The organism is Arthrobacter sp. NPDC080082 (assembly GCF_040686595.1).
In the GTDB taxonomy this organism is placed as follows: Bacteria; Actinomycetota; Actinomycetes; order Actinomycetales; family Micrococcaceae; genus Arthrobacter.
The window spans coordinates 251,059-269,689 of record NZ_JBFBKQ010000002.1 but is presented as its reverse complement, the minus strand read 5'-3'; the positions used below and the strand labels follow the sequence as shown (position 1 = coordinate 269,689).

The 18,631-nt window shown below is 70.3% G+C and carries 17 protein-coding genes and 2 tRNA genes; 3 read left to right on the top strand and 16 right to left on the bottom strand.

Going from position 1 to position 18,631, the window contains the following annotated elements:
* Window positions 1-357 precede the first annotated feature (357 nt).
* Genes AB0O44_RS05575 through AB0O44_RS05560 form a run of 4 tightly spaced genes read right to left on the bottom strand, consistent with a single transcriptional unit; the run spans window position 358 to window position 5,136 of the window.
* Complete coding sequence (locus AB0O44_RS05575; protein ID WP_364135236.1) at window positions 358-1,605, bottom strand: cyclopropane-fatty-acyl-phospholipid synthase family protein; 1,248 nt, start codon at window positions 1,603-1,605, stop codon at window positions 358-360.
* A complete protein-coding gene (locus tag AB0O44_RS05570; RefSeq protein ID WP_364135799.1) occupies window positions 1,602-3,014 on the bottom strand; it encodes a class I SAM-dependent methyltransferase in 1,413 nt (470 codons plus the stop codon). Before AB0O44_RS05570 ends, AB0O44_RS05575 begins: the two co-directional genes overlap by 4 nt.
* Window positions 3,015-3,016: 2 nt before the next feature.
* On the bottom strand, window positions 3,017-3,748 hold the full coding sequence (locus AB0O44_RS05565) for a DUF1365 domain-containing protein (RefSeq protein ID WP_364135233.1): 732 nt from the start codon (window positions 3,746-3,748) through the stop codon (window positions 3,017-3,019).
* A gap of 11 nt (window positions 3,749-3,759) precedes the next feature.
* A complete protein-coding gene (locus AB0O44_RS05560) occupies window positions 3,760-5,136 on the bottom strand; it encodes an FAD-dependent oxidoreductase (RefSeq protein ID WP_364135231.1) in 1,377 nt (458 codons plus the stop codon).
* Between the two features lie 172 nt (window positions 5,137-5,308).
* Here AB0O44_RS05560 and AB0O44_RS05555 point away from each other — a divergent pair, with 172 nt between their 5' ends.
* Window positions 5,309-6,229: a LysR family transcriptional regulator gene (locus tag AB0O44_RS05555; protein ID WP_364135228.1), complete on the top strand. Its 921-nt coding sequence runs from the start codon at window positions 5,309-5,311 to the stop codon at window positions 6,227-6,229.
* Window positions 6,230-6,256: 27 nt separating this feature from the next.
* Here AB0O44_RS05555 and AB0O44_RS05550 read toward each other — a convergent pair whose 3' ends face one another.
* Window positions 6,257-7,675, bottom strand: a complete 1,419-nt coding sequence (locus tag AB0O44_RS05550) for an aldehyde dehydrogenase family protein (protein ID WP_364135225.1) — start codon at window positions 7,673-7,675, stop codon at window positions 6,257-6,259.
* 108 nt (window positions 7,676-7,783) lie between these two features.
* Here AB0O44_RS05550 and AB0O44_RS05545 point away from each other — a divergent pair, with 108 nt between their 5' ends.
* Window positions 7,784-8,290: a DUF2004 domain-containing protein gene (locus tag AB0O44_RS05545; RefSeq protein ID WP_290257632.1), complete on the top strand. Its 507-nt coding sequence runs from the start codon at window positions 7,784-7,786 to the stop codon at window positions 8,288-8,290.
* Between the two features lie 58 nt (window positions 8,291-8,348).
* Window positions 8,349-8,546, top strand: coding sequence for a hypothetical protein (locus AB0O44_RS05540; protein ID WP_290257631.1), 198 nt, complete (start codon window positions 8,349-8,351; stop codon window positions 8,544-8,546).
* Window positions 8,547-8,579: 33 nt separating this feature from the next.
* On the opposite strand, the gene AB0O44_RS05535 is transcribed toward AB0O44_RS05540, so the two are convergent.
* The 11 genes from AB0O44_RS05535 to obgE all read right to left on the bottom strand — a co-directional run bounded on the left by AB0O44_RS05535 (window position 8,580) and on the right by obgE (window position 18,549).
* Window positions 8,580-9,782, bottom strand: coding sequence for an ROK family transcriptional regulator (locus AB0O44_RS05535; protein WP_290257630.1), 1,203 nt, complete (start codon window positions 9,780-9,782; stop codon window positions 8,580-8,582).
* Between the two features lie 150 nt (window positions 9,783-9,932).
* The gene (locus tag AB0O44_RS05530; RefSeq protein WP_364135220.1) at window positions 9,933-11,084 is read right to left on the bottom strand and encodes a methyltransferase; all 1,152 of its coding nucleotides are present in this window, start codon (window positions 11,082-11,084) and stop codon (window positions 9,933-9,935) included.
* 89 nt (window positions 11,085-11,173) lie between these two features.
* A tRNA-Ala gene (locus tag AB0O44_RS05525) sits at window positions 11,174-11,246 on the bottom strand.
* 198 nt (window positions 11,247-11,444) lie between these two features.
* Window positions 11,445-11,517, bottom strand: a tRNA-Ala gene (locus tag AB0O44_RS05520).
* A gap of 117 nt (window positions 11,518-11,634) precedes the next feature.
* Window positions 11,635-12,036: a ribosome silencing factor gene (rsfS, locus tag AB0O44_RS05515; RefSeq protein WP_290257628.1), complete on the bottom strand. Its 402-nt coding sequence runs from the start codon at window positions 12,034-12,036 to the stop codon at window positions 11,635-11,637.
* 110 nt (window positions 12,037-12,146) lie between these two features.
* Window positions 12,147-13,448 carry a hypothetical protein gene (locus AB0O44_RS05510; RefSeq protein WP_364135216.1) on the bottom strand — a complete coding sequence of 434 codons (1,302 nt, stop codon included), beginning with the start codon at window positions 13,446-13,448 and terminating at the stop codon, window positions 12,147-12,149.
* A 7-nt stretch (window positions 13,449-13,455) separates the two neighbouring features.
* Complete coding sequence (nadD, locus tag AB0O44_RS05505; RefSeq protein ID WP_290257626.1) at window positions 13,456-14,127, bottom strand: nicotinate-nucleotide adenylyltransferase; 672 nt, start codon at window positions 14,125-14,127, stop codon at window positions 13,456-13,458.
* Window positions 14,128-14,140: 13 nt separating this feature from the next.
* Window positions 14,141-14,374 (bottom strand): hypothetical protein, encoded by a 234-nt coding sequence (locus AB0O44_RS05500; RefSeq protein WP_290257625.1) that lies wholly within the window; start codon window positions 14,372-14,374, stop codon window positions 14,141-14,143.
* Between the two features lie 80 nt (window positions 14,375-14,454).
* Entirely contained in the window at window positions 14,455-15,786 is a 1,332-nt protein-coding gene (locus AB0O44_RS05495) for a glutamate-5-semialdehyde dehydrogenase (protein ID WP_364135212.1), read from the bottom strand.
* Window positions 15,787-15,812: 26 nt separating this feature from the next.
* The gene (gene proB / locus AB0O44_RS05490; RefSeq protein WP_364135209.1) at window positions 15,813-16,970 is read right to left on the bottom strand and encodes a glutamate 5-kinase; all 1,158 of its coding nucleotides are present in this window, start codon (window positions 16,968-16,970) and stop codon (window positions 15,813-15,815) included.
* Complete coding sequence (obgE, locus tag AB0O44_RS05485; protein ID WP_364135206.1) at window positions 16,960-18,549, bottom strand: GTPase ObgE; 1,590 nt, start codon at window positions 18,547-18,549, stop codon at window positions 16,960-16,962. The genes proB and obgE overlap by 11 nt, the downstream gene beginning before the upstream one ends.
* Between the last annotated feature and the right edge of the window lie 82 nt (window positions 18,550-18,631).

Below are 18,631 nucleotides of genomic sequence, written 5' to 3'. Positions count from 1 at the left end.
ACAAGCAGAGGGTCTCAAAATGTCCGGAATCGCGGCTTTTTTCGCGGCCCCGTCCACACCCTGTGGACAGGTTAGCCACAATTAACCACCCCGCGTGTCGCACATTCACGGCGTGTCGCGGGGCGCGTCCCTGGTGGCCCTGAGTGGGCGGCGGCACTACATGTAGTGCACCGCGGCACGGGCGCCTGTGGGTGACGGCACGCGTTCCTGTGCGTGAGGCCACGGGCTCGCGTGGGTGAGGGCACGTCCCGGAGTGGGTGACGGCACGCCCCCGGGTGGACGAAAAGCAGGGTGGCCGGCACGACAGAAGGCGGCCACCCTCCGGTGGCCGCCTTCTGTATTTAGTGTGGAGCGCTCCTACTCGGGGCGGCTGCTGAGGATCTGGTCCACGCCCATCCGGCCCTCGGCGAAGCTGCGCAGCGCGCCCACCAGGTAGAGCCGCCAGACGCGGACGATCTCCTCGCCCATCATGGCGACGGCGGCGTCGTGGTTCTCCTCGAACCGCTCGTACCAGGCCTCCAGGGTGTAGACGTAGTGCCGGCGCATGCCCTGGACGCCCTCAATCTCCAGCCCGGCGTCCTCCAGGAAGCCCAGCGTCTCCCCCACCGGACGCATGTGCATGTCCGGCGCGATGAAGGATTCGATGAAGGGGCCTCCGCCGGGGTGCTTGCCGTGGCGGGACATCTGCTGGATCAGGACCTTGCCGCCGGGCTTGACGTTGTTGAACAGCGCGGCCGCGTAGACCGGGTAGTTCTTCTGGCCCACGTGCTCGCCCATCTCCAGGGAGGCGACGGCGTCGAACGGGCCGTCCGGGATTTCCCGGTAGTCCTGGACGCGGATGTCGACGCGACCCTCGAGCCCGCGTTCCTTGACCCGGCGGTCGATGAACGCCTTCTGCTCCACGGAGAGGGTGACGCCCACGACGTCGACGCCGTAGTGCTGGGCCGCGTGCAGGCTCAGCGAGCCCCAGCCGCAGCCGATGTCGAGCATCCGCATGCCGGGCTTGAGCCCGATCTTGCGGCAGACCAGGTCCAGCTTGTCCCGTTGCGCGTCCTCGAGCCCGTAGCCCTCGGCGGCGTGGCTGTCTTCGAGGTGGTTGGTCCAATACCCGCTGGAGTAGGCCATCTGCGGGTCGAGGATCAGCTCGTAGTAATCGTTGCTGAGGTCGTAATGGTGGCTGATGGCGGCACGGTCCCGGAGCAGGCTGTGCAGCCGGCCCTTGACCTTGGCCTGGCTGGCCGGCGGCTCGGGCGGGGCGCCCAGGGCTCCGGCTTCCTTGGCGATCCTGGCCACGCCGGCCAGCAGGGCCGGGGTGGGGCGGATGCCGGCAAGGTTGCGGTCCCGGACCACTTTCCAGATGTGGGCCAGGGCCGAGTTGAGGTCGCCATCGAGGTCGAGTTCGCCGGTGACGTAGGCCTGCGCGGCGCCGAGCTCCCCGGGCGCCCAGAGCAGGCGCCGGATCGCGGCGGGCGAGTTCAGCCGCACCGTGGGGGCGCCGGCCGGACCGGCCTCGCTGCCGTCCCAGACGACCAGCCGCACCGGCAGTTCGCCGCGGACCACCGGGCGCAGGACCTCGGCGATGGTGCCGGCCAGTCCCCCGCTCACTTGGTGCCCCGCTCGTGAGCCGAGGCCTGGGTGGCAGCGGCCTTGGCGGCGGAGGCCCGGGTGGAGACCTTGTCCAGCACGATCTGCTGCACGTTCAGGTATCCGGTTTCGAACCCGGCCCGCGAGTAGCAGAGGTAGAACAGCCACATCCGCTGGAAGATCTCGTCGAAGCCCAGGGCGCGGACGTCGCCGCCCCGGGCCATGAACCGCTCCTCCCAGAGGCGCAGTGTCTGCGCGTAGTGCTCACCCATGGCGAGGCGTTCGCGGACCCGGAGGCCGGTCTGCTTCTCGGTGATCTCTTCGATGGCGCGGACTGAAGGGATCACGCCGCCCGGGAAGATGTACTTGTGCACCCAGGTGTAGCTGGTGCGGGTGGCGATCAGCCTGTCGTGGCCGATGGTGATGGCCTGGATGGCCACCTTGCCACCGGGCGCCAGAACCCGCTCGATGGTCTTGAAGTAGGTTGCCCAGTACTCGTAGCCCACGGCCTCGATCATCTCGACGGAGACAATCGCGTCGTACTGGCCCTGCACGGCGCGGTAGTCCTTGAGGTCAATGGTGACGGCGTCGGCGTACCCGGCCTCGGCCACCCGCTTCCGGGCGAGCTCCTGCTGTTCGCTGGAGAGCGTGACGGAGTAGACGGTGGCCCCCCGGGCGGCCGCGCGCAGGGCCAGCTCGCCCCAGCCGGTGCCGATTTCGAGGACCCGGGTGCCCGCGGTGACGCCGGCCTTGTCCAGCAGCCGGTCGATCTTGGCCTGCTGTGCCGCGGCGAGGTCGTCCCAAACCACGGCGCGCAGCGCGTCGCCACTTTCGGGGAACAGCGCGCTGGAGTAGGTCATGGTGCTGTCGAGGAAGGTCGCGAACAGGTCATTCGAGAGGTCGTAGTGCCGGGAAATGTTCGAGCGGGTGTTCTGCTCGGTGTTCTTCTCTGTCCGGGGCGTGCGGGGCAGGTAGAGCCCGCGGAGCTTCTGCAGCGGCTCGGGCACCAGCTTCCCCACCCGGGCGGCGAAGACCTCCATCACGGCGGTGAGGTCATCGGCGTCCCAGTCGCCGGCCATGTAGGACTCGCCCAGGCCGATCAGTCCGCCGTCGCCCAGGCGGGCCGCAAAGTCGTCGGGACGGTGCATGGTCATGATCGGGTGACCCTGGCCGGCCTCGCCCAGGACGGAGCCGTCCGGGTAGCGGACCTCCAGGGGCAGCCGCTGCACGGCGGTGCGGAAGATGGCGTCGGCCACGCGGCCGGCCACCTTGGCCTTGATCCCGGCGGGGACGGTGGCGATGCTCGGCCAGATGGCGGCGTCGACGACGGCGGGTGCCGGGGGCACGGTGTACGGCACCGGGGATCCGGCGGGGGCCGGAGCGAAGTCGCGTTCCTGGGATCCCTGCGGGGATCCGGTCGCTTCGGTCATGGTCACTGGACTGCCTCCTGTGAGGGGTGGTGTGGTCTTTTGATGATGGGCAGGCGTCGCGCCCAAAGTTTGATGCCCTGCCAGCGGATCTGGGCCGCTACCCGCAGCGGGGCCAGCGGGACAGCGATCGCCGCGGCGAGGATGTTGGCTGTGGTGGCCGGGCTGCGGGTGCCGTCCATGGTGGCGATGAAGGGCTTCTGCCCCTCGCGTTCCAGGACGATTGAGACCGCCAGCCGGTCGCCGGGTTCGGGGACCTTCATCCGGTACCGGCCGTCGACGTCATTAAACGGTGAGACGTAGAACGCCTTCGGCACGGTGGCCCGGCCGGCGCCGTCGGTCTCCAGCAGGTAGCAGTGCCGCTCCCCGTAGGTGTTGTGCACCTCGGCGACGACGCAGCGCAGCTCCCCGGCGGCGTCGTGGCACCAGAACAGGCTCAGCGGGTTGAACACGTGGCCGAAGACGCGGGCACTGGCCAGCATGGTAATCCGGCCGCCGCCCAGGTCTATGCCCTGGGTGGCGAGGTAGCGTTCGACGTTGCCGCGGAGTGTCCCGTCGGGGTCACCCAGATGGTCCGCGGCGGTAAAGCCCGCCAGCGGCCGGAGCGGCCGGGGCAGCTCCGGGAGAGCGTCGACGTCGACGTACCAGCTGTAGCTGCGGTAGGTGAAGGCGTTGTGCAGCGGGGTGCGACGGACGTGCGAGATGGACGTCCGGTAGATGGCGGCACCGCTGTTCACAGGACCCCGGCTCACAGGCCCTCCGCGGCCGGGGACAGTTCGGCGTTGCGGGTGCCCTGACCGTCGGCTTCCCAGTCGCGGCCCAGCCGGGCGGCGGCCCGGACGCCGGAAAGCGCGCCGTCCTCGTGGAAACCCCAGCCGTGGTAGGCGCCCGCGAACGCCAGCCGGTCATCACCCAGGCCCAGGATGCGTTCCTGCGCCCGGAGCGAGTCCGGCGTGTACTGCGGGTGTTCGTAGACCATCTGCTCCAGCACCGTGCCGTCCCCGATCAGTTCGGATTCGCCCAGGCTGACAATGTAGCGCTTGCCGTCCACCGGCTCCAGCCGCTGCAGACGGGTCATGTCATAGCTGACCAGCACGCGGTCCGGCCGGGCGTCGCAGGCGGGCAGCCGGTAGTTCCAGGAGGCCTTGGCGTTTTCGCTGGCGGGGAGCACGGCGTCGTCGCGGTGGAAGACGGTCTGGTTGACCGAGTAGGGCATGCCGCCCAGGGCGTCGCGTTCTTCGTCCGTGGCGTCGGCCAGCATGCCCAGGGCCTGCGCCGGGTGCGTGGCGATGACGACGGCGTCGAAGTTCTCCGCCGTCTCGGCGCCGGCGGCGTCGCGGGTGGTGACTTCCAGGCCGCCGGGGTGGCGCCGGACCCGCAGGACCGGGCTGCCGGTGCGGACGTCCGGCAGGGCGGCGGCGACCTTGTCCACGTAGCTGCGGGAGCCGCCGGTGACCGTGCGCCACTGCGGGGAGCCCTTGATGCCGAGCAGGCCGTGGTGGCCGAGGAAGGTGAAGAGGTAGCGCGCCGGGTAGGCCAGGGCGGTCGACGGGTCGCAGGACCAGACGGCGCTGACCACGGGCGTCATGAAGTGGGCGATGAAGTAGTCGCTGAACTTCTCCTGGGCCAGGAACTCGCCGAGGGTCAGTTCGGGGCCGGCGGTGCCGGTCTTGTCCGCCTCCGCCAGCAGGGCCCGGGCGCGGCGGTAGAAGCGGGTGACTTCCAGCAGCATCCGCAGGTAGCGCCCGCGCAGCAGGGTGGAGGGCCGGGGAATGATGCCGCGGGCACCGCCCCGGGCCCCCGCGTACTCCAGGCCGCAGCCGTCGCAGCGGATGGACATGCTCATTTCGGAGTCCTGGGTCTGGACGCCGAGTTCCCGGAAGAGCCGCAACAGGGTGGGGTAGGTCCGTTCGTTGTGGACGATGAAGCCGGTGTCGATGCCCAGCACGGAGCCGTCCGCCTGGCGCACGTCATGGGTGTGGGCGTGCCCGCCGAGCCGGGTATCGGCCTCGAAGAGCGTGACCTGGTCGCGCCGGTTCAGCACGTAGGCCGCCGTCAGGCCGGCCACGCCACTGCCGATCACGGCAACCCGGCGTCCGTCCGGGATGCTTGCTGCTTGCTGCACTGGTTGCTCCTGTTGCTTCGCCTGAATCGTCCTGGTGGAACTTGCTAAGGGCAATTCGTCACCGCGAGGCAGCCGGATGAGTCTTACTTTTCCGGCGGACGCCTAGGACCAATGTGCCAGAATGAAGCGGGATTTCGCTCCCGCCCCACCGCAAACACCGAAGGGCAATTCCGTGATCAACCCCGTTCACCTCAGGACGCTCGTCGAAGTGGTTCGGTTGGGGTCCTTTGCGGCGGCCGCCACCCGGCTGGGCTACACCTCCTCGGCGGTCTCCCAGCAGATGTCCGCCCTGGAACGGGACACCGGGGTGGAGCTGTTCCAGCGGTCGGCCCGGAGCATCCAGCCCACCGACGCCGCCGTCACCATGACCCGGCACGCGGCGAAGGTGCTGACCGACATCGACGCGCTCATGGCGGCCGCGGCCCGCACGAACGAGAGCCCCCGCCAGGAGCTGCGGCTGGGCATCTTCCCCTCCCTGGCCACCTACGTGCTGCCCCGGATCCTGCAGAACCCGGCGTGGAAGAAGCTGGGCATCGAGCTGCGGGTTTCCGTCGCCGAACCCGGACAGACCATCCAGGGCCTGCGCACCGGTGGCGAGCTCGACGTCGCCCTGGTCTACCAGGTGGGCCAGTCCGGCCTGGCCTGGCCGCACACGGTCAACCGGCAGTGGATCGGCGACGACGACTTCCGCGTGGTGCTGCCCGCCGGCTGGGGCATCGGCCCGGAATCAAAGGTCGCCGCCGACCACCTCTCGGACATGCCGTGGATCATGCACCACCCGGGCACCTCGGACGCCACCGTGATCGAGCGGCTGTTCGCCAGCTGCAACCTGCACCCCCGGGTGGTGGCTTACAGCGACGACTTCCACGCCAGCCTGGAGATGGCCGCCGCCGGCCTGGGCGCGGCGCTGGTCCCGGAACTGGCCCTGCTGCACCGGCCCGACGGCGTCGTGGTCCTGGACGTCCCCGAGATCAGGCTGGCGCGCAACGTCTTCGCGTTGCTGCCGAAGGAGAAGCAGACCGCCCAGGTGCAGCTGTTCGTGGAGCTGCTGGCCGACACCCTGCAGAAACTGGGCACCACGCGCCGCGACTAGTCCGTTATCGCGGCCCCCGCCCCGGGGCTAGCTGCTCTGGTTCCCGCCGTGGTTCCTGCCCGGGTTCTTTCCCGCCGGGGACACGAAGCTGCTGATCAGCCGGTGCTTGAGGCGGGTGTAGGGCGGGAAGATCAGTCCGAGGGTTTCCGGCCACAGCGGCTTGGACAGGCTGGCCCGCTCGTGCGAGAAGGTCTTTAGCGAGTGCTCGCCGTGGTAGGCGCCCATCCCGCTGCCGCCCACGCCGCCAAACGGCAGGCCGGGAACGGTCAGGTGCGCCACCGGGACGTCGAAGCACAGCGCCCCGGAGGAGGTCTGCTCGGAAAACGCCCGGCGCGTGCCGGCGTCGTCGCTGAAGACGTAGAGCGCCAGTGGCTTGGGCCGGGCGTTGATGGCGCTGATCGCCTCACCGGGGCCGCTAACCTCCAGCAGCGGCAGCAGCGGACCGAAGATCTCCTCCCCCATCACCGCGTCGCCGGGCGCGGGCCGGAGCAGCGTCGGCTCGAAGTACCGGGTGGCCGCGTCCCGGGCCCCGCCGTGCACCACGGTGCTGCCGTCCGCGAGCGCGGCGAGCCGGTCAAAGTGCCTGTCGTTGATGATCCGGCCGTAGGAGTCGCTCGAGGCCGCGTCCTTGCCGAACAGGGCGGTGACGGCCGTGGCCAGTTCCCGTTGCAGCGGATCGATCACCTCGGCGGTGGCCAGCACGTAGTCGGGGGCCACGCAGGTCTGGCCGGCGTTCATGAACCGGCCCCAGGCAAGCCGCCGGGCCGCCTTGGCCAGGTCCGTGGTGGCGTCCACGTAGGCCGGGGACTTCCCGCCGAGTTCCAGCGTGACCGGGGTCAGGTGCTCCGCCGCGGCGCGCAGCACGGCCTTGGCCGCCACCTCCCCGCCGGTGAAGAAGATGTGGTCGAAGGGGACGGCCAGCAGTTCCGTGGTTTCCGGGATGCCGCCCTCCACGACCTGCACTGCGCCGGCCAGGTACTCCGGGACCCACCGGGCCAGGGCCGCGGAGGTGGCGGGGGCGTGCTCGCTGGGCTTGAGGATCACCGTGTTGCCCGCGGCGAGGGCGCCGGCCAGCGGGGCGAGCAGCAGCTGCAACGGGTAGTTCCACGGCCCGATCACCAGCACCACTCCCAGTGGGGTCAGCTCGGTCCAGGCCCTGGCCGGCTGCACGGAGAGCGGGACGGGCACCGGCCGCGGGCGCAGCCAGGCAGCGAGGTGTTTTTCCAGGTGCGCGGCCTCGGCGGTGACGAAGCCGATCTCCGTCATCTGCGATTCGGTCTCGTGCTTGCCCAGGTCCGCGGAAAGGGCCTGCGCGAACTCGGCCCGGCGTTCCACCAGCATGCGGCGCAGGGCGGCGAGCTGCTGGAGCCGCCACTGCAACGGCCGGGTCACCCCGCTGTCGAACTCTTCGCGGGCGCGGGCGACGGCGGCGGCTACGGTCTGCATCCGATCAATGTACCGTCACCGCACCCGTCCCGGACTGCGGTTTCAGGTAAATTCTGCTAAATCCCGGTGATGCTGGAACAGCCACCGGTTCAGGGCTATGTTGAAGACATGAGCAAGGTATCCAGCCGGCATTTTGGAGAAATCGAGCTCAACCACGGGCGCGACCATAACTTCGCCGCCACCCATGAACTGGCCGGCCACCCGCTGGAACTGGACCTGAACGTCAACGCCCATGACCACTTTGACGAGGCGGCCCTGCACAAGGTGGACTACCGCTTGCGCTTCCTGCCCGAGGTGGTGGACCAGGTGCGGGAAATGATCGCCGAGGAGCTGGACCAGGAGGGCAGCAGCCCGCAGGAGTACCTGCGCTTCCACTGCAACGCCCTCAAGCCCGAACACCTGCGGCAGGTCTTCGGCGTCGAGGACAAGTCCCAGCTGACCAATCAGGTCTTCCTCAAGGCCCTCAAGCTAGGCCACGTGGGCATCTATCCCGGCCAGCCCGAACGCTACTTCGTCCTCGACTTCACCCTGGGCGCGCACTTCACCGATGAGGTACTGGTGGCCTCCACCGACGAGGACGGGGTCGTCGACGACGAGATCCTCTGGGAGTCCTGAGCAGGCCCCCGGCCGGAAGCCCCTCCCCCGCGGACGCGGCGGGGTCTATCCTGCTGGCATGATCCAGCTTCCAGCCAGTTACCAGGAGTACCTCGCAGGCAAGAGCGAGGGCATTGTGAACACCGTCCGGCCGGTCCTCATGCAGTCCGCGGCGGACAGGTCCCACGGGGTGCGGGTGGTGGTCCACCCGCACGATCATCAGGCCCACATCGACGAAACCCTGCCGTTCGGCACGGTCCTGGAGGACATCGACTGACGCCGTTCACCGGCGGCAGGTCCTCAGCGGGCGTCAGCCCTCCAGCAGCAGCCTCTGGGAGCGCGGGGCGAGCATGTGCTCCAGCACCAGGCAGGCGGCCCCGACAGCGCCGACGTCGTCGCCCACGCCCGTGCTGACCACCTCCACGCCGTGGATCTTGCCGGTGTCGCTGTTGCCTGCCACGAGCCCGGGGACCAGCTCCAGGTAGGCCGGGGCGAGGCAGGTCCAGAACGGGCCGCCGAAGACGACGCGGTCCACGTCCAGGGCGTTGATCACCGCGGCCACGGCGCGGCTGACCAGCACGGCCGAGTCGCGGAGGATGCCGACGGCGCCCTCGTGGCCGCCGTAGGCCATGGCGCACAACTCGGCGAAACGCTCCTGAACGGCGGGGGCGCTGTGGCCCTCCTCGGGGCCGTCCAGCACGCCGGTGGCGACGGCCTTGGCCACCAGCACCTGCGGGATGGCGGAGGACTTCACGCAGCCGCGCTGGCCGCAGTCGCACTCGGGACCGTCCGGGTCCACGATCACGTGGCCGATCTCGCCCGCGTTGCCGGAGACGCCGCGGACCACTTCGCCGTTGAGGACCAGGCCGCAGCCGATGCCGGTGCCCATGTACATGAAGAGAAAGCTGCCGGCACCGCTGGGGCCCCCGGCCCAGGTCTCGGCGACGGCGGCGCTGGTGACGTCCTTGTCCAGGATGGTGGAGAGGCCGGTGGCCTCGGCCAGGGCGTCGCGGAGGTTCACGCGGTCCCAGCCCGGCAGCAGCGGCGGGTCGACGACCGCGCCGGCCACCAGGTCGATGGGTCCGGGCGAGGCGACGCCCAGGCCGGCGATCTTGGCCCGGTCCACGCCCGAGTCGTCGATCAGCTGTTTGATCTCGGCGGCGATGGTGTCGATGATGGCGCCGGGTTCGCTCCCGTCGGGCGTCGGGATCCGGGTGTGCCGGACGACGTCGCCCACCAGGTCCAGCAGGACGAACGTGAGGACGGCGGGGTCCACGTGCACGCCGACGGCGTACATGCCGGCCGGGTTCAGCCGCAGCATGGTGCGGGGCTTACCGGGGCCGGTGCCCTCCTTGCCGGCCTCGACGATCAGGCTCTGGTCCAGGAGGCGGCGGGAGATGTTGGAGATGGTCTGCGGGGAGAGCCCGACGATCTGGGCCAGCTCCACCCGGCTCAGTCCCGCCGGGGAACGGCGGATCGCGTCCAGGATGACGGTGAGGTTGAAGTCGCCCATCCGTGGGAGGTTCGTTCCCCGCCGCGGCGAGGGTGTGCGGCTCTCAGTCACTGGTACCTCTCAACGTCATCGGGCAAGTACTGCTGATGAGGGAAATGCTACGTCACCGGCCTGTTGCTGCCACACAGGCAGCCGTCACGTTCGCGCGGATTACGCGGGCCGGCGGGTGCTGGCGGTGACGGTGAACTTCGGGTTCCGGCCCGCCTCGCGGGTGGGACCCACCAGGCGCTCCAGGGCGGGCCGGTACTGCAGGTGACTGTTGTAGACGGTCCAGAGTTCTCCCCCGGGCGCCAGCACCCGGGCGGCGGCCTCGATCAGCTTGAGGCCGGCGCCGGCGTGCACGGCCGAGCCCAGGTGGAAGGGCGGGTTGAGCAGCACCAGGTCCACCGAGGCGTCGGGCAGGGTGCTCAGGGCGTCGTCCCGCAAACCCGTCACGCTCGTGATTCCGTTGGCGCGCGCGGTGGCCAGGGCGGAGTCGACGGCGGCGGCGGAGCGGTCCGTGGCGGTGACGCGGGACTCCGGGTGGCTCCGGGCATAGAGGGCGGCGAGGATGCCGGTGCCGCAACCGAGGTCGACGGCGTGCCGGGCGGCCGGCATCTGCGGCAGGAAGTCCAGGAGGAAGCGGGTGCCGATGTCCAGCCCGGTGCCGGCGAAGACCGCACCGCGGGCGCAGACCGTGAGGTCCAGGCCCGGGTGGTGCTCTGACACCGGGTACGGCGGCTCCCCCACGGCCGGCTTCGGGCCGCGGGCCACCAGCACGCGGGACTTTTGCCGCGCGAGCTGGGGCTGGACCTCCGCGAAGGAGCGGGCCAGGACCGCGTTCATGCCCAGGCTCATGTGCTTGACCCGGCCGCCGGCCAGCAGAACGGCGCCGGGGGCGGCGTGGCGCGCGACGGCGTCGGCGATCTCCTCCAGTTCGGCGAGGGAGCGGGGCAGCTGGAGCAGCACCAGGGAGGCGCCGTCGACGGCGTCGGACAGGGTGGTCTGGATGAAACCGCCGGTGAGGCCCGCAGCGTCGGCGTTGCGCCGCAGGGCGCGTTCGCCCGTGATGAGGTCCTGATGGACCCGGACCGCCGGTGTCGCCGGGTCAGTGCCGCCGTCGGCGGTCCCCAGCGCGAGGAGGCCGAGGGTCAGAGCGCCGTAGTTGTCGCCGATGACCGCCACCGATCCGCCGTCGTGGAAGCCGGCAGCGGTGTCCAGCAGCAGGCGGTCGGTGGCGTCCCAGGCCTGGAGGTTGGGGGCCTCCACGTCAGGGAAGCGCCGCAGTCCGGCGAAGAGCTGGTCGAGGGGATGGTCCGACACGTCCGGTTTCCGCCGTTTCGTCATGGTGGGTGGGGTGGCCGAAGGGTTAAAGCGGTGAGGCCCCGCTCAATGAGCGGGACCTCGTTCGGTGGAGCTGAGGGGACTCGAACCCCTGACCCCCTGCATGCCATGCAGGTGCGCTACCAGCTGCGCCACAGCCCCGAACCGTTTCCTGCCGATCCGGTTTTTTATGCCGTTCCGATCAAGCAACCTGATTAGAGTAATGCACTTTCGTCCGGGATGCTAATCGGCGCCCGGCGGGCGTGTCCCGGCTGGTTTCCGGGGGGCTTCGCGGGATTCCGGAGCGCATCCGGGCAATAAAAAAATCCGCCGGAACCTGTTGGTTCCGGCGGATTACGGTGGAGCTGAGGGGACTCGAACCCCTGACCCCCTGCATGCCATGCAGGTGCGCTACCAGCTGCGCCACAGCCCCGTATTCTCGCCGCTTCGACCTCGTTCCCGCCGAAGCAACTCAAATATCTTAGAACACCACTTCCGAAAATTCCAAATCGGGAATATTCACGGTGCGGCCGCCCCGGAGGGCGTGCCGCTACTCCGCGTCGGTGCCGGCAGCGGCCTTCGCAGACGCATCGTCGCCGAGCTGCAGGTCGACCACGGGGCAGTCCTTCCAGAGGCGCTCGAGGGCGTAGAAGACCCGGTCCTCTTCATGCTGGACGTGGATGACGACGTCGGCGTAGTCCAACAGCACCCAGCGGCCGCCGGAGCGCCCCTCACGGCGGACGGGCTTGAGGTCGTGCTTGGACAGCTCGTCCTCGATGCCGTCGACGATCGCGTTGACCTGGCGTTCGGACGGGGCCGAGGCGATGAGGAAGACGTCGGCCAGGGCGAGGCGTTCACTGACGTCGAGCGCCACGATGTCTTCGGCCAGCTTGTCCGCGGCCGCGTGGGCGGCGTGGCGGGCGGTGGTGATGGCTGAATCGGTTGCAGTCACGGGACTCCTTGTTGGTGATGAAACTTTGGTGAAACTCGGTGAATAGGGTGCCGGCCCGGGGCCGGACGGTGAAAGCTGGTGACGAGGGCGGGCGACGGGCAGGGACCGCGTCAGTGGCCCATGCCGGTGATGATCAGGATGACGCCGGCCACGAGGGCCAGGACGCCGAGGGCCAGGACGCTGAGCTGCAGCAGGTGCAGCCGCCGCGCCCGGCCGAGCCCGGCGGTGGAGGCGTCCAGCGGGTCCAGTCCGTAGGCGGCGTTGGCGGCGACCGGCGGACGGGCGGCCAGGTCTTCCTGCGCCTGCGTGTCCTGGACCTGGTCCCCTGCTGCGGGACGCCGGCCGGCCTTGGCCGCGGCTTCGGCCCGGGCCAGGACCCCGGTGCGGCCGGCGTCGCGCTGCTGCTTGGCCGGACGGCGGCCGGTGCGGGGCTGGACTTTCGGACCCTGGTTGGTTACGAGCGGCACGTAGGAGGTCGCCGGGCGCTTCATCACCGGGCGTTCCATGCCGGGCACCTCGACGAATTCCAGCGGGGTGACCATGGCCAGGTTGCTGGCCGTGGAGGGCCCGTTGTCCGGGGCGCCGGGTTTGGGGGCGGATCCCTCGGCCCCCGCCTCCGGGACGCCGGCGGTGGTCCGGGGTGCCTGCTGGCTGTTCTGCTCGGCAAGCTTCTGCTTGGCCGCGGCGCGCCGGTTCAGGACGGCGGCCCGCTCGGCCAGGGCGATCTGCTGCGCCAGGACCTCGGGGTCGACGGCGTCGGGGTCGGTGGCGGCAATGTGCTCCATCTTCGCCACCTGGTTGCGGGCCTGGGCTGCCAGGAGTTCCCGGGCGGCAAGGGCCTGCTCGACGCTCATGCCCTCCGGGGCGGCCGGTGCTTCCGGAGCGTCCGCCGTTTCGGGAGCCTGCTGCGGAGCCGCTTCGGGTGGGGCGTCCCGCTTCGGAGCCACCACCGGGTGCCGCTGCGTCCGCGGCGAGGGCATCGGCACGATCGGGTTGGCCGACGTGGCCGGAGCCGTTTCCTCGGCCAGCTGCTGGAGGCGCAGCTGCCGGCGGGTGGGCGGGCCGCCCGGGGAGAGCTGGCCCTCCTTCTCGGCGAGTTCCTTGATGGTGCGCAGGGCGGCCCGGTCACGGGCACGGACCTGGGAGGACCGCTCGGCGGGCGACTCGCGGCGCACGGTGTCTACCGGGCCGGGGATCCGGCGGCGGCCGGTGGTCTCGGCCTCGGTGGGTTCCACGGGCCGGGACTGCCGTGCAGCGGCGGCGTTCTCCGGGGAGCCGGAACCGGCGCCGGCACTCCCCGGGTTCCCGGGGGTATCGGCGCTCCCGGAGTTATCCGGTTCCGCTGCCTGCCGTTCATCCCTGGCACGGCGCAGTTCGCGTCGGCTGCGGATGGGAGGCTGTTCCTGACTCATGGGAGGCTCACTCGGTACTGGCGGTTAGGTGTGGTTGGAGGACGGGGCGGACCTGGTGGACGTCCAGTTCCGTTTCCGGCTGGCCGTCGTAGAGCCCGTACTTGGCGATGTACTGCACCACGCCGTCGGGCACCAGGTACCAGACGGGGTTGCCGGCGGCCACGCGGGCGCGGCAGTCCGTGGACGAGATCGCCATCGCCGGAATCTCCAGGAGCGTGACGTCGTCGCGGCCCATGCCGTCCAGGACGTGGCCGGGACGCGTCACCCCGACGAAGTGCGCCAGCGACCAGAGCTCGTTGATGTCCTTCCAGGAGAGGATCTGCGCCAGGGCGTCCGCTCCGGTGATGAAGAACAAGTCCGCGTCGGGACGCTGCGTGTGCAGGTCCCGCAGGGTGTCGATGGTGTACGTCGGACCGGGCCGGTCGATGTCCACGCGGCTGACCGTGAAGCGCGGATTGGACGCTGTGGCAATGACGGTCATCAGGTACCGGTGCTCGGCCTGGGTGACCTTTTTGCTGCTCTTCTGCCACGGCTGCCCGGTGGGTACGAACACCACCTCGTCGAGGCCGAACTTGGCCGCGACCTCGCTGGCGGCCACCAGGTGCCCGTGGTGGATCGGATCGAACGTGCCGCCCATCACACCCAGGCGCAGGCGGCGTGTTGCGCCGTGCGGCTTCATGATGGCGGAAATATTAGTGGCCTTGGCCGTGGTCGTGCTTGTTCGGGTGCTGGCGGTGCGGGTCAGCGTGCTCTTCGACGGCGCTGTGGCGCTTGCCCAGGTTGCCGTAGGAAAGAGTGATGAACATCAGGACCAGGAGGAGCACGAACATCGTGCCGCCGATCACGTAAGGCGGCGCGATGAGCGGAGCGGGTTCTTCGTGCGCCACTGCTGCGGCAACGGACGTGGCGATCTGCTGAAACAGCATGTTCTCCCCTAGTGAGTTCTACAAATGGACGACGGCGGAGGATCCCGCCGTTCCTGGCTTTAGTCCATGGTACCGCGTGACTAGGCCCGGACCTGGCCCTCGCCCTGCACGATCCACTTGGTGGTGGTGAGTTCGGTCAAGCCCATCGGACCGCGGGCGTGCAGCTTCTGGGTGGAGATCCCCACCTCGGCGCCCAACCCCAGCTCGCCGCCGTCGGTGAACCGGGTGGAGGCGTTGACGATCACCGCGGCGGAATCAATCTCCGCGATGAAGCGCTCGGCGTTGGCGAGGTCGTTGGTGACGATCGCCTCGGTGTGGCCGGTGGACCAGGAGCGGATGTGGGCCAGTGCCTCGTCCATGCTGTCGACCATGGCTACGGCGAGGTCCAGGTCCATATACTCGGTGGCCCAGTCCACGTCCGTGGCGGACACGGTCTCCACCGAGGGCAGCGCGGCGGTGACGCGGGCGTCGGTGTGCAGGGTGACCCCGGCGGCCCGGAGGGCGTCGGCGACGGCGGGCAGCACGGTGGACCCCGAGTGCACCAAGAGGGTTTCGACCGTGTTGCAGACGCTGGGCCGCTGGGTCTTGGCGTTGAGGAGGATCTCCACGGCCATCTTCTCGTCCGCGGAGGCGTCGAGGAAGATGTGCACGTTGCCCTCGCCGGTCTCGATGACGGGGACGGCGGAGTTGGTCACGACGGTCTGGATCAGGTCCCGGCCGCCGCGTGGAATCAGGACGTCCACACGGCCGCGGGCCCGCATCAGCACGTTGGCGCCGTCGCGGCCGTATTCGTCGACGCTCTGGACGGCGTCCGCGGGCAGCCCAACGGAGACCAGGGCGTCGCGGAGGACGTTGATCAGGGCGATGTTGGTTTCGGCTGCGGCGCTGCCGCCGCGCAGGATCACGGCGTTGCCGCTCTTGAGCGCCAGTCCGGCGATGTCCACGGTGACGTTGGGGCGGGCCTCGTAGATGGCGGCGACGACGCCCATGGGCACGTTGACCTGCCGGAGCCGGAGCCCGTTCGGCAGGGTCTGGCCGCGCACCACGTTGCCCACGGGGTCGGGCAGGCCGGCGAGGTTATCCAGCGCCGCGGCGAGGGCTTCGATCCGGGCGTCGTTCAGCGTCAGCCGGTCCAGCAGCGCGGCGGAGGTGCCGTTGGCGCGGCCGGCGGCGACGTCCTTGGCGTTGGCGGCGAGGATGGTGCCCCGGTGCTCCAGGAGGGCGGCGCCGATGGCGCGCAGGCCGCGGTCCTTCCAGGCCCGGTTGGCGCGGGCCATCTCGCGCGAGGCGGCGCGGGACCGGTCGGCGATCGCGTGGACCGCGGCTTCGACACCCGGGGCCGCCGGCGGCAGGCCTGCGGCAGGCGTGTCGTTCAGGGGCAGGTCGGGGTGCGAAGTCAGGGCCTCAGTCATGCTCCAAGTTTAGGCGAGTGGGTGGGTCAGACCAGCACCAGGTCGTCAACATGAACAACTTCGCGCTCGTAGCCAGGGCCCAGGCTGCGGCCCAGGTCCATGGTGGAGCGTCCGAGCATCTGCGGCAGCTCCCCGGCGCCGTAGTTGACCAGCCCGCGGGCGATCACGGTGCCGTCGGCGCCGACCATCTCCACCGGGTCGCCGCTCTCGAAGTCCCCATGCACGGCGGTGATGCCGGCTGGCAGCAGGGAGGTGTGGCGTTCCCGGACGGCGCGGACGGCGCCGTCGTCGAGCACCAGCCGGCCCTGGACGGACGCGAGGTGCGCCAGCCATAGCAGCCGGATGGGCTTGCGGGCGCCGTTAACGGAGAACCAGGTGCCCACGTCCTCCCCCGCCAGTGCGGCGGCGGCGTTCGGGGTGGAGGTGACCAGGGCGTGGATGCCGGAGCCGGCGGCGATCGAGGCTGCCTCCACCTTGGTGACCATTCCGCCGGTCCCCACGCCGGCCTTGCCGGTGCTGCCAATCGAGACGCCCTCGAGGTCACGGGGGCCCGCGACGTGCGGGATCCTCCGGGCGCCGCGTGCGGGCGGCCCGTCGTAGAGGGAGTCGACGTCGGAGAGCAGCACCAGCGCGTCGGCGCGGACCAGGTGGGCCACCAGGGCGGCCAGCCGGTCGTTGTCGCCGAAGCGGATCTCGTGGGTGGCGACGGTGTCGTTCTCGTTGACCACGGGCACGACGCCGAGGTTCAGCAGCCGGTCCAGGGCGCGGAACGCGTTGGTGTGCTGGCTGCGGCGCATGAAGTCGTCCGCGGTCAGCAGGACCTGGCTGACAGTGACCCCGTGGGCGCCGAAGGCGTGGGTGTAGCGGGCCATGAGCAGGCCCTGCCCCACGCTCGCCGCGGCCTGCTGGGTGGCGAGGTCGCGGGGGCGCTTCTCCAGGCCCAGCGGTGCCAGGCCGGCGGCGATCGCGCCGGAGGAAACCAGGATGATCTCGGTTCCGGCGTTGCGCTTGTGCGCCAGGGCGTCGGCCAGGCCGGTCAGGGCCTCCTCGTCGATGCCGCCCTTGATGGACGTCAGCGAGGAGGAGCCGACCTTGACGACGATCCGGCGCGCGTCGGCCAGGAGTGCCCGGCCGGGAAATACTGCCGGCGTCACGTCGCCGGCCCGGGTGGCGTTACTGGTCATCGGCGTCGCCGAGTCCACTCTCCTTGAGCGGCTGCTGGGCGCGGCGGCCGCTGACCGATTCGGTCCAGATGCCGGCCTTGCGCTCGGCTTCCAGCTCGGCGCGGGCGGCGGCCTTGGCGTCGCGGCGTTCCTGCTGTTCCTCGCGCTTCTGGCCGCGGGTGGGCCGGTCGCCGATGTCCGCGAAGCGGATGTCGGTGCCGCGCGGGGAGGCCAGCAGTTCCGCGCCGGCCATCATGGTGGGCTCCCAGTCGAAGACGACGCCGTCGTCCTCGCCGATCACGACGGCGTCGCCGGGCTTGGCGCCCTGCTTGAACAGCTCGGTTTCGACGCCCAGCTTGGCCAGCCGGTCCGCGAGGTAGCCGATGGCTTCCTCGTTGGTGAAGTCGGTCTGCTTGACCCAGCGGACCGGCTTTTCGCCCAGGACGCGGAACAGCGGCTCCATGCCGCGTTCCTCGCGCCGGATGGTGAAGCCGGATTCGTTGACCGCGCGGGGGCGCAGCACCGGGGCGGCGACCTTCGGCGGGGTCGCGGCGACGGCATCGCGGGCGGCCTTGACGATCTCGGCCATGGCGAAGCCCAGCTGGCGCAGGCCCTCGTGGCTGGTGGCGGAGATTTCGAAGACGCGGTAGCCGCGCTTCTCCAGTTCGGGGCGGACGAACTCGGCCATGTCCTTGCCGTCGGGCAGGTCCACCTTGTTCAGGGCGACCAGCCGCGGGCGGTGATTCAGCGGAACGACCTCGCCGTCGGTGCCGGCGTAGCTCATGTCGACGGCGTACTTCTCCAGCTCGGCCTCGATCACGGCCAGGTCGGAGAGCGGGTCGCGGTCAGATTCGAGCGTGCCGCAGTCGAGGACGTGGACCAGGGCGGCGCAGCGTTCGACGTGGCGCAGGAAGTGGTGGCCGAGGCCCTTGCCCTCGCTGGCGCCCTCGATCAGGCCGGGCACGTCGGCGATGGTGAAGCGGACGTCGCCGGCCTGGACGACGCCGAGGTTAGGGATCAGGGTGGTGAAGGGGTAGTCCGCGATCTTGGGCCGCGCGGCGGACATGGCGGCGATCAGGCTGGACTTGCCGGCGGACGGGAAGCCGACCAGGGCGATGTCCGCGATGGACTTCAGTTCCAGGACGATGTCGCTGGATTCGCCCTCGATGCCGAGGAGGGCAAAGCCGGGGGCGCGGCGCTTCTGCGAGGACAGGGCCGCGTTGCCGAGGCCGCCGAGGCCGCCGGCGGCGGCGATGTATTCGGTGCCCTCCCCCACCATGTCGGCCAGGACGGTGCCGTCCTTGCTCTTGACGACGGTGCCTTCGGGAACGGGCAGGACCAGGGTCTCGCCGTTCTTGCCGCCGCGCCAGTCACCCATGCCGGGGCCGCCGTTGGTGGCGTGCCGGTGGGGGGCGTGGTGGTAGTCCAGGAGGGTGGTGGTCTGGGGGTCGACGCGGAGGATGACGTCGCCGCCGTTGCCGCCGTTGCCGCCGTCGGGTCCGCCGAGGGGCTTGAACTTTTCACGGTGGACGGAGACACACCCGTGACCGCCGGTACCGCCGGATACGTGCAGTACTACCCGGTCTACAAAGCTGGCCACGTGGATCTCCTCAGTGCTGTTCCCGGTCCGCAAGGTCCCGGAATGATTGTAATGCGGTTAAAACACCGGTGGAGCGGACCCA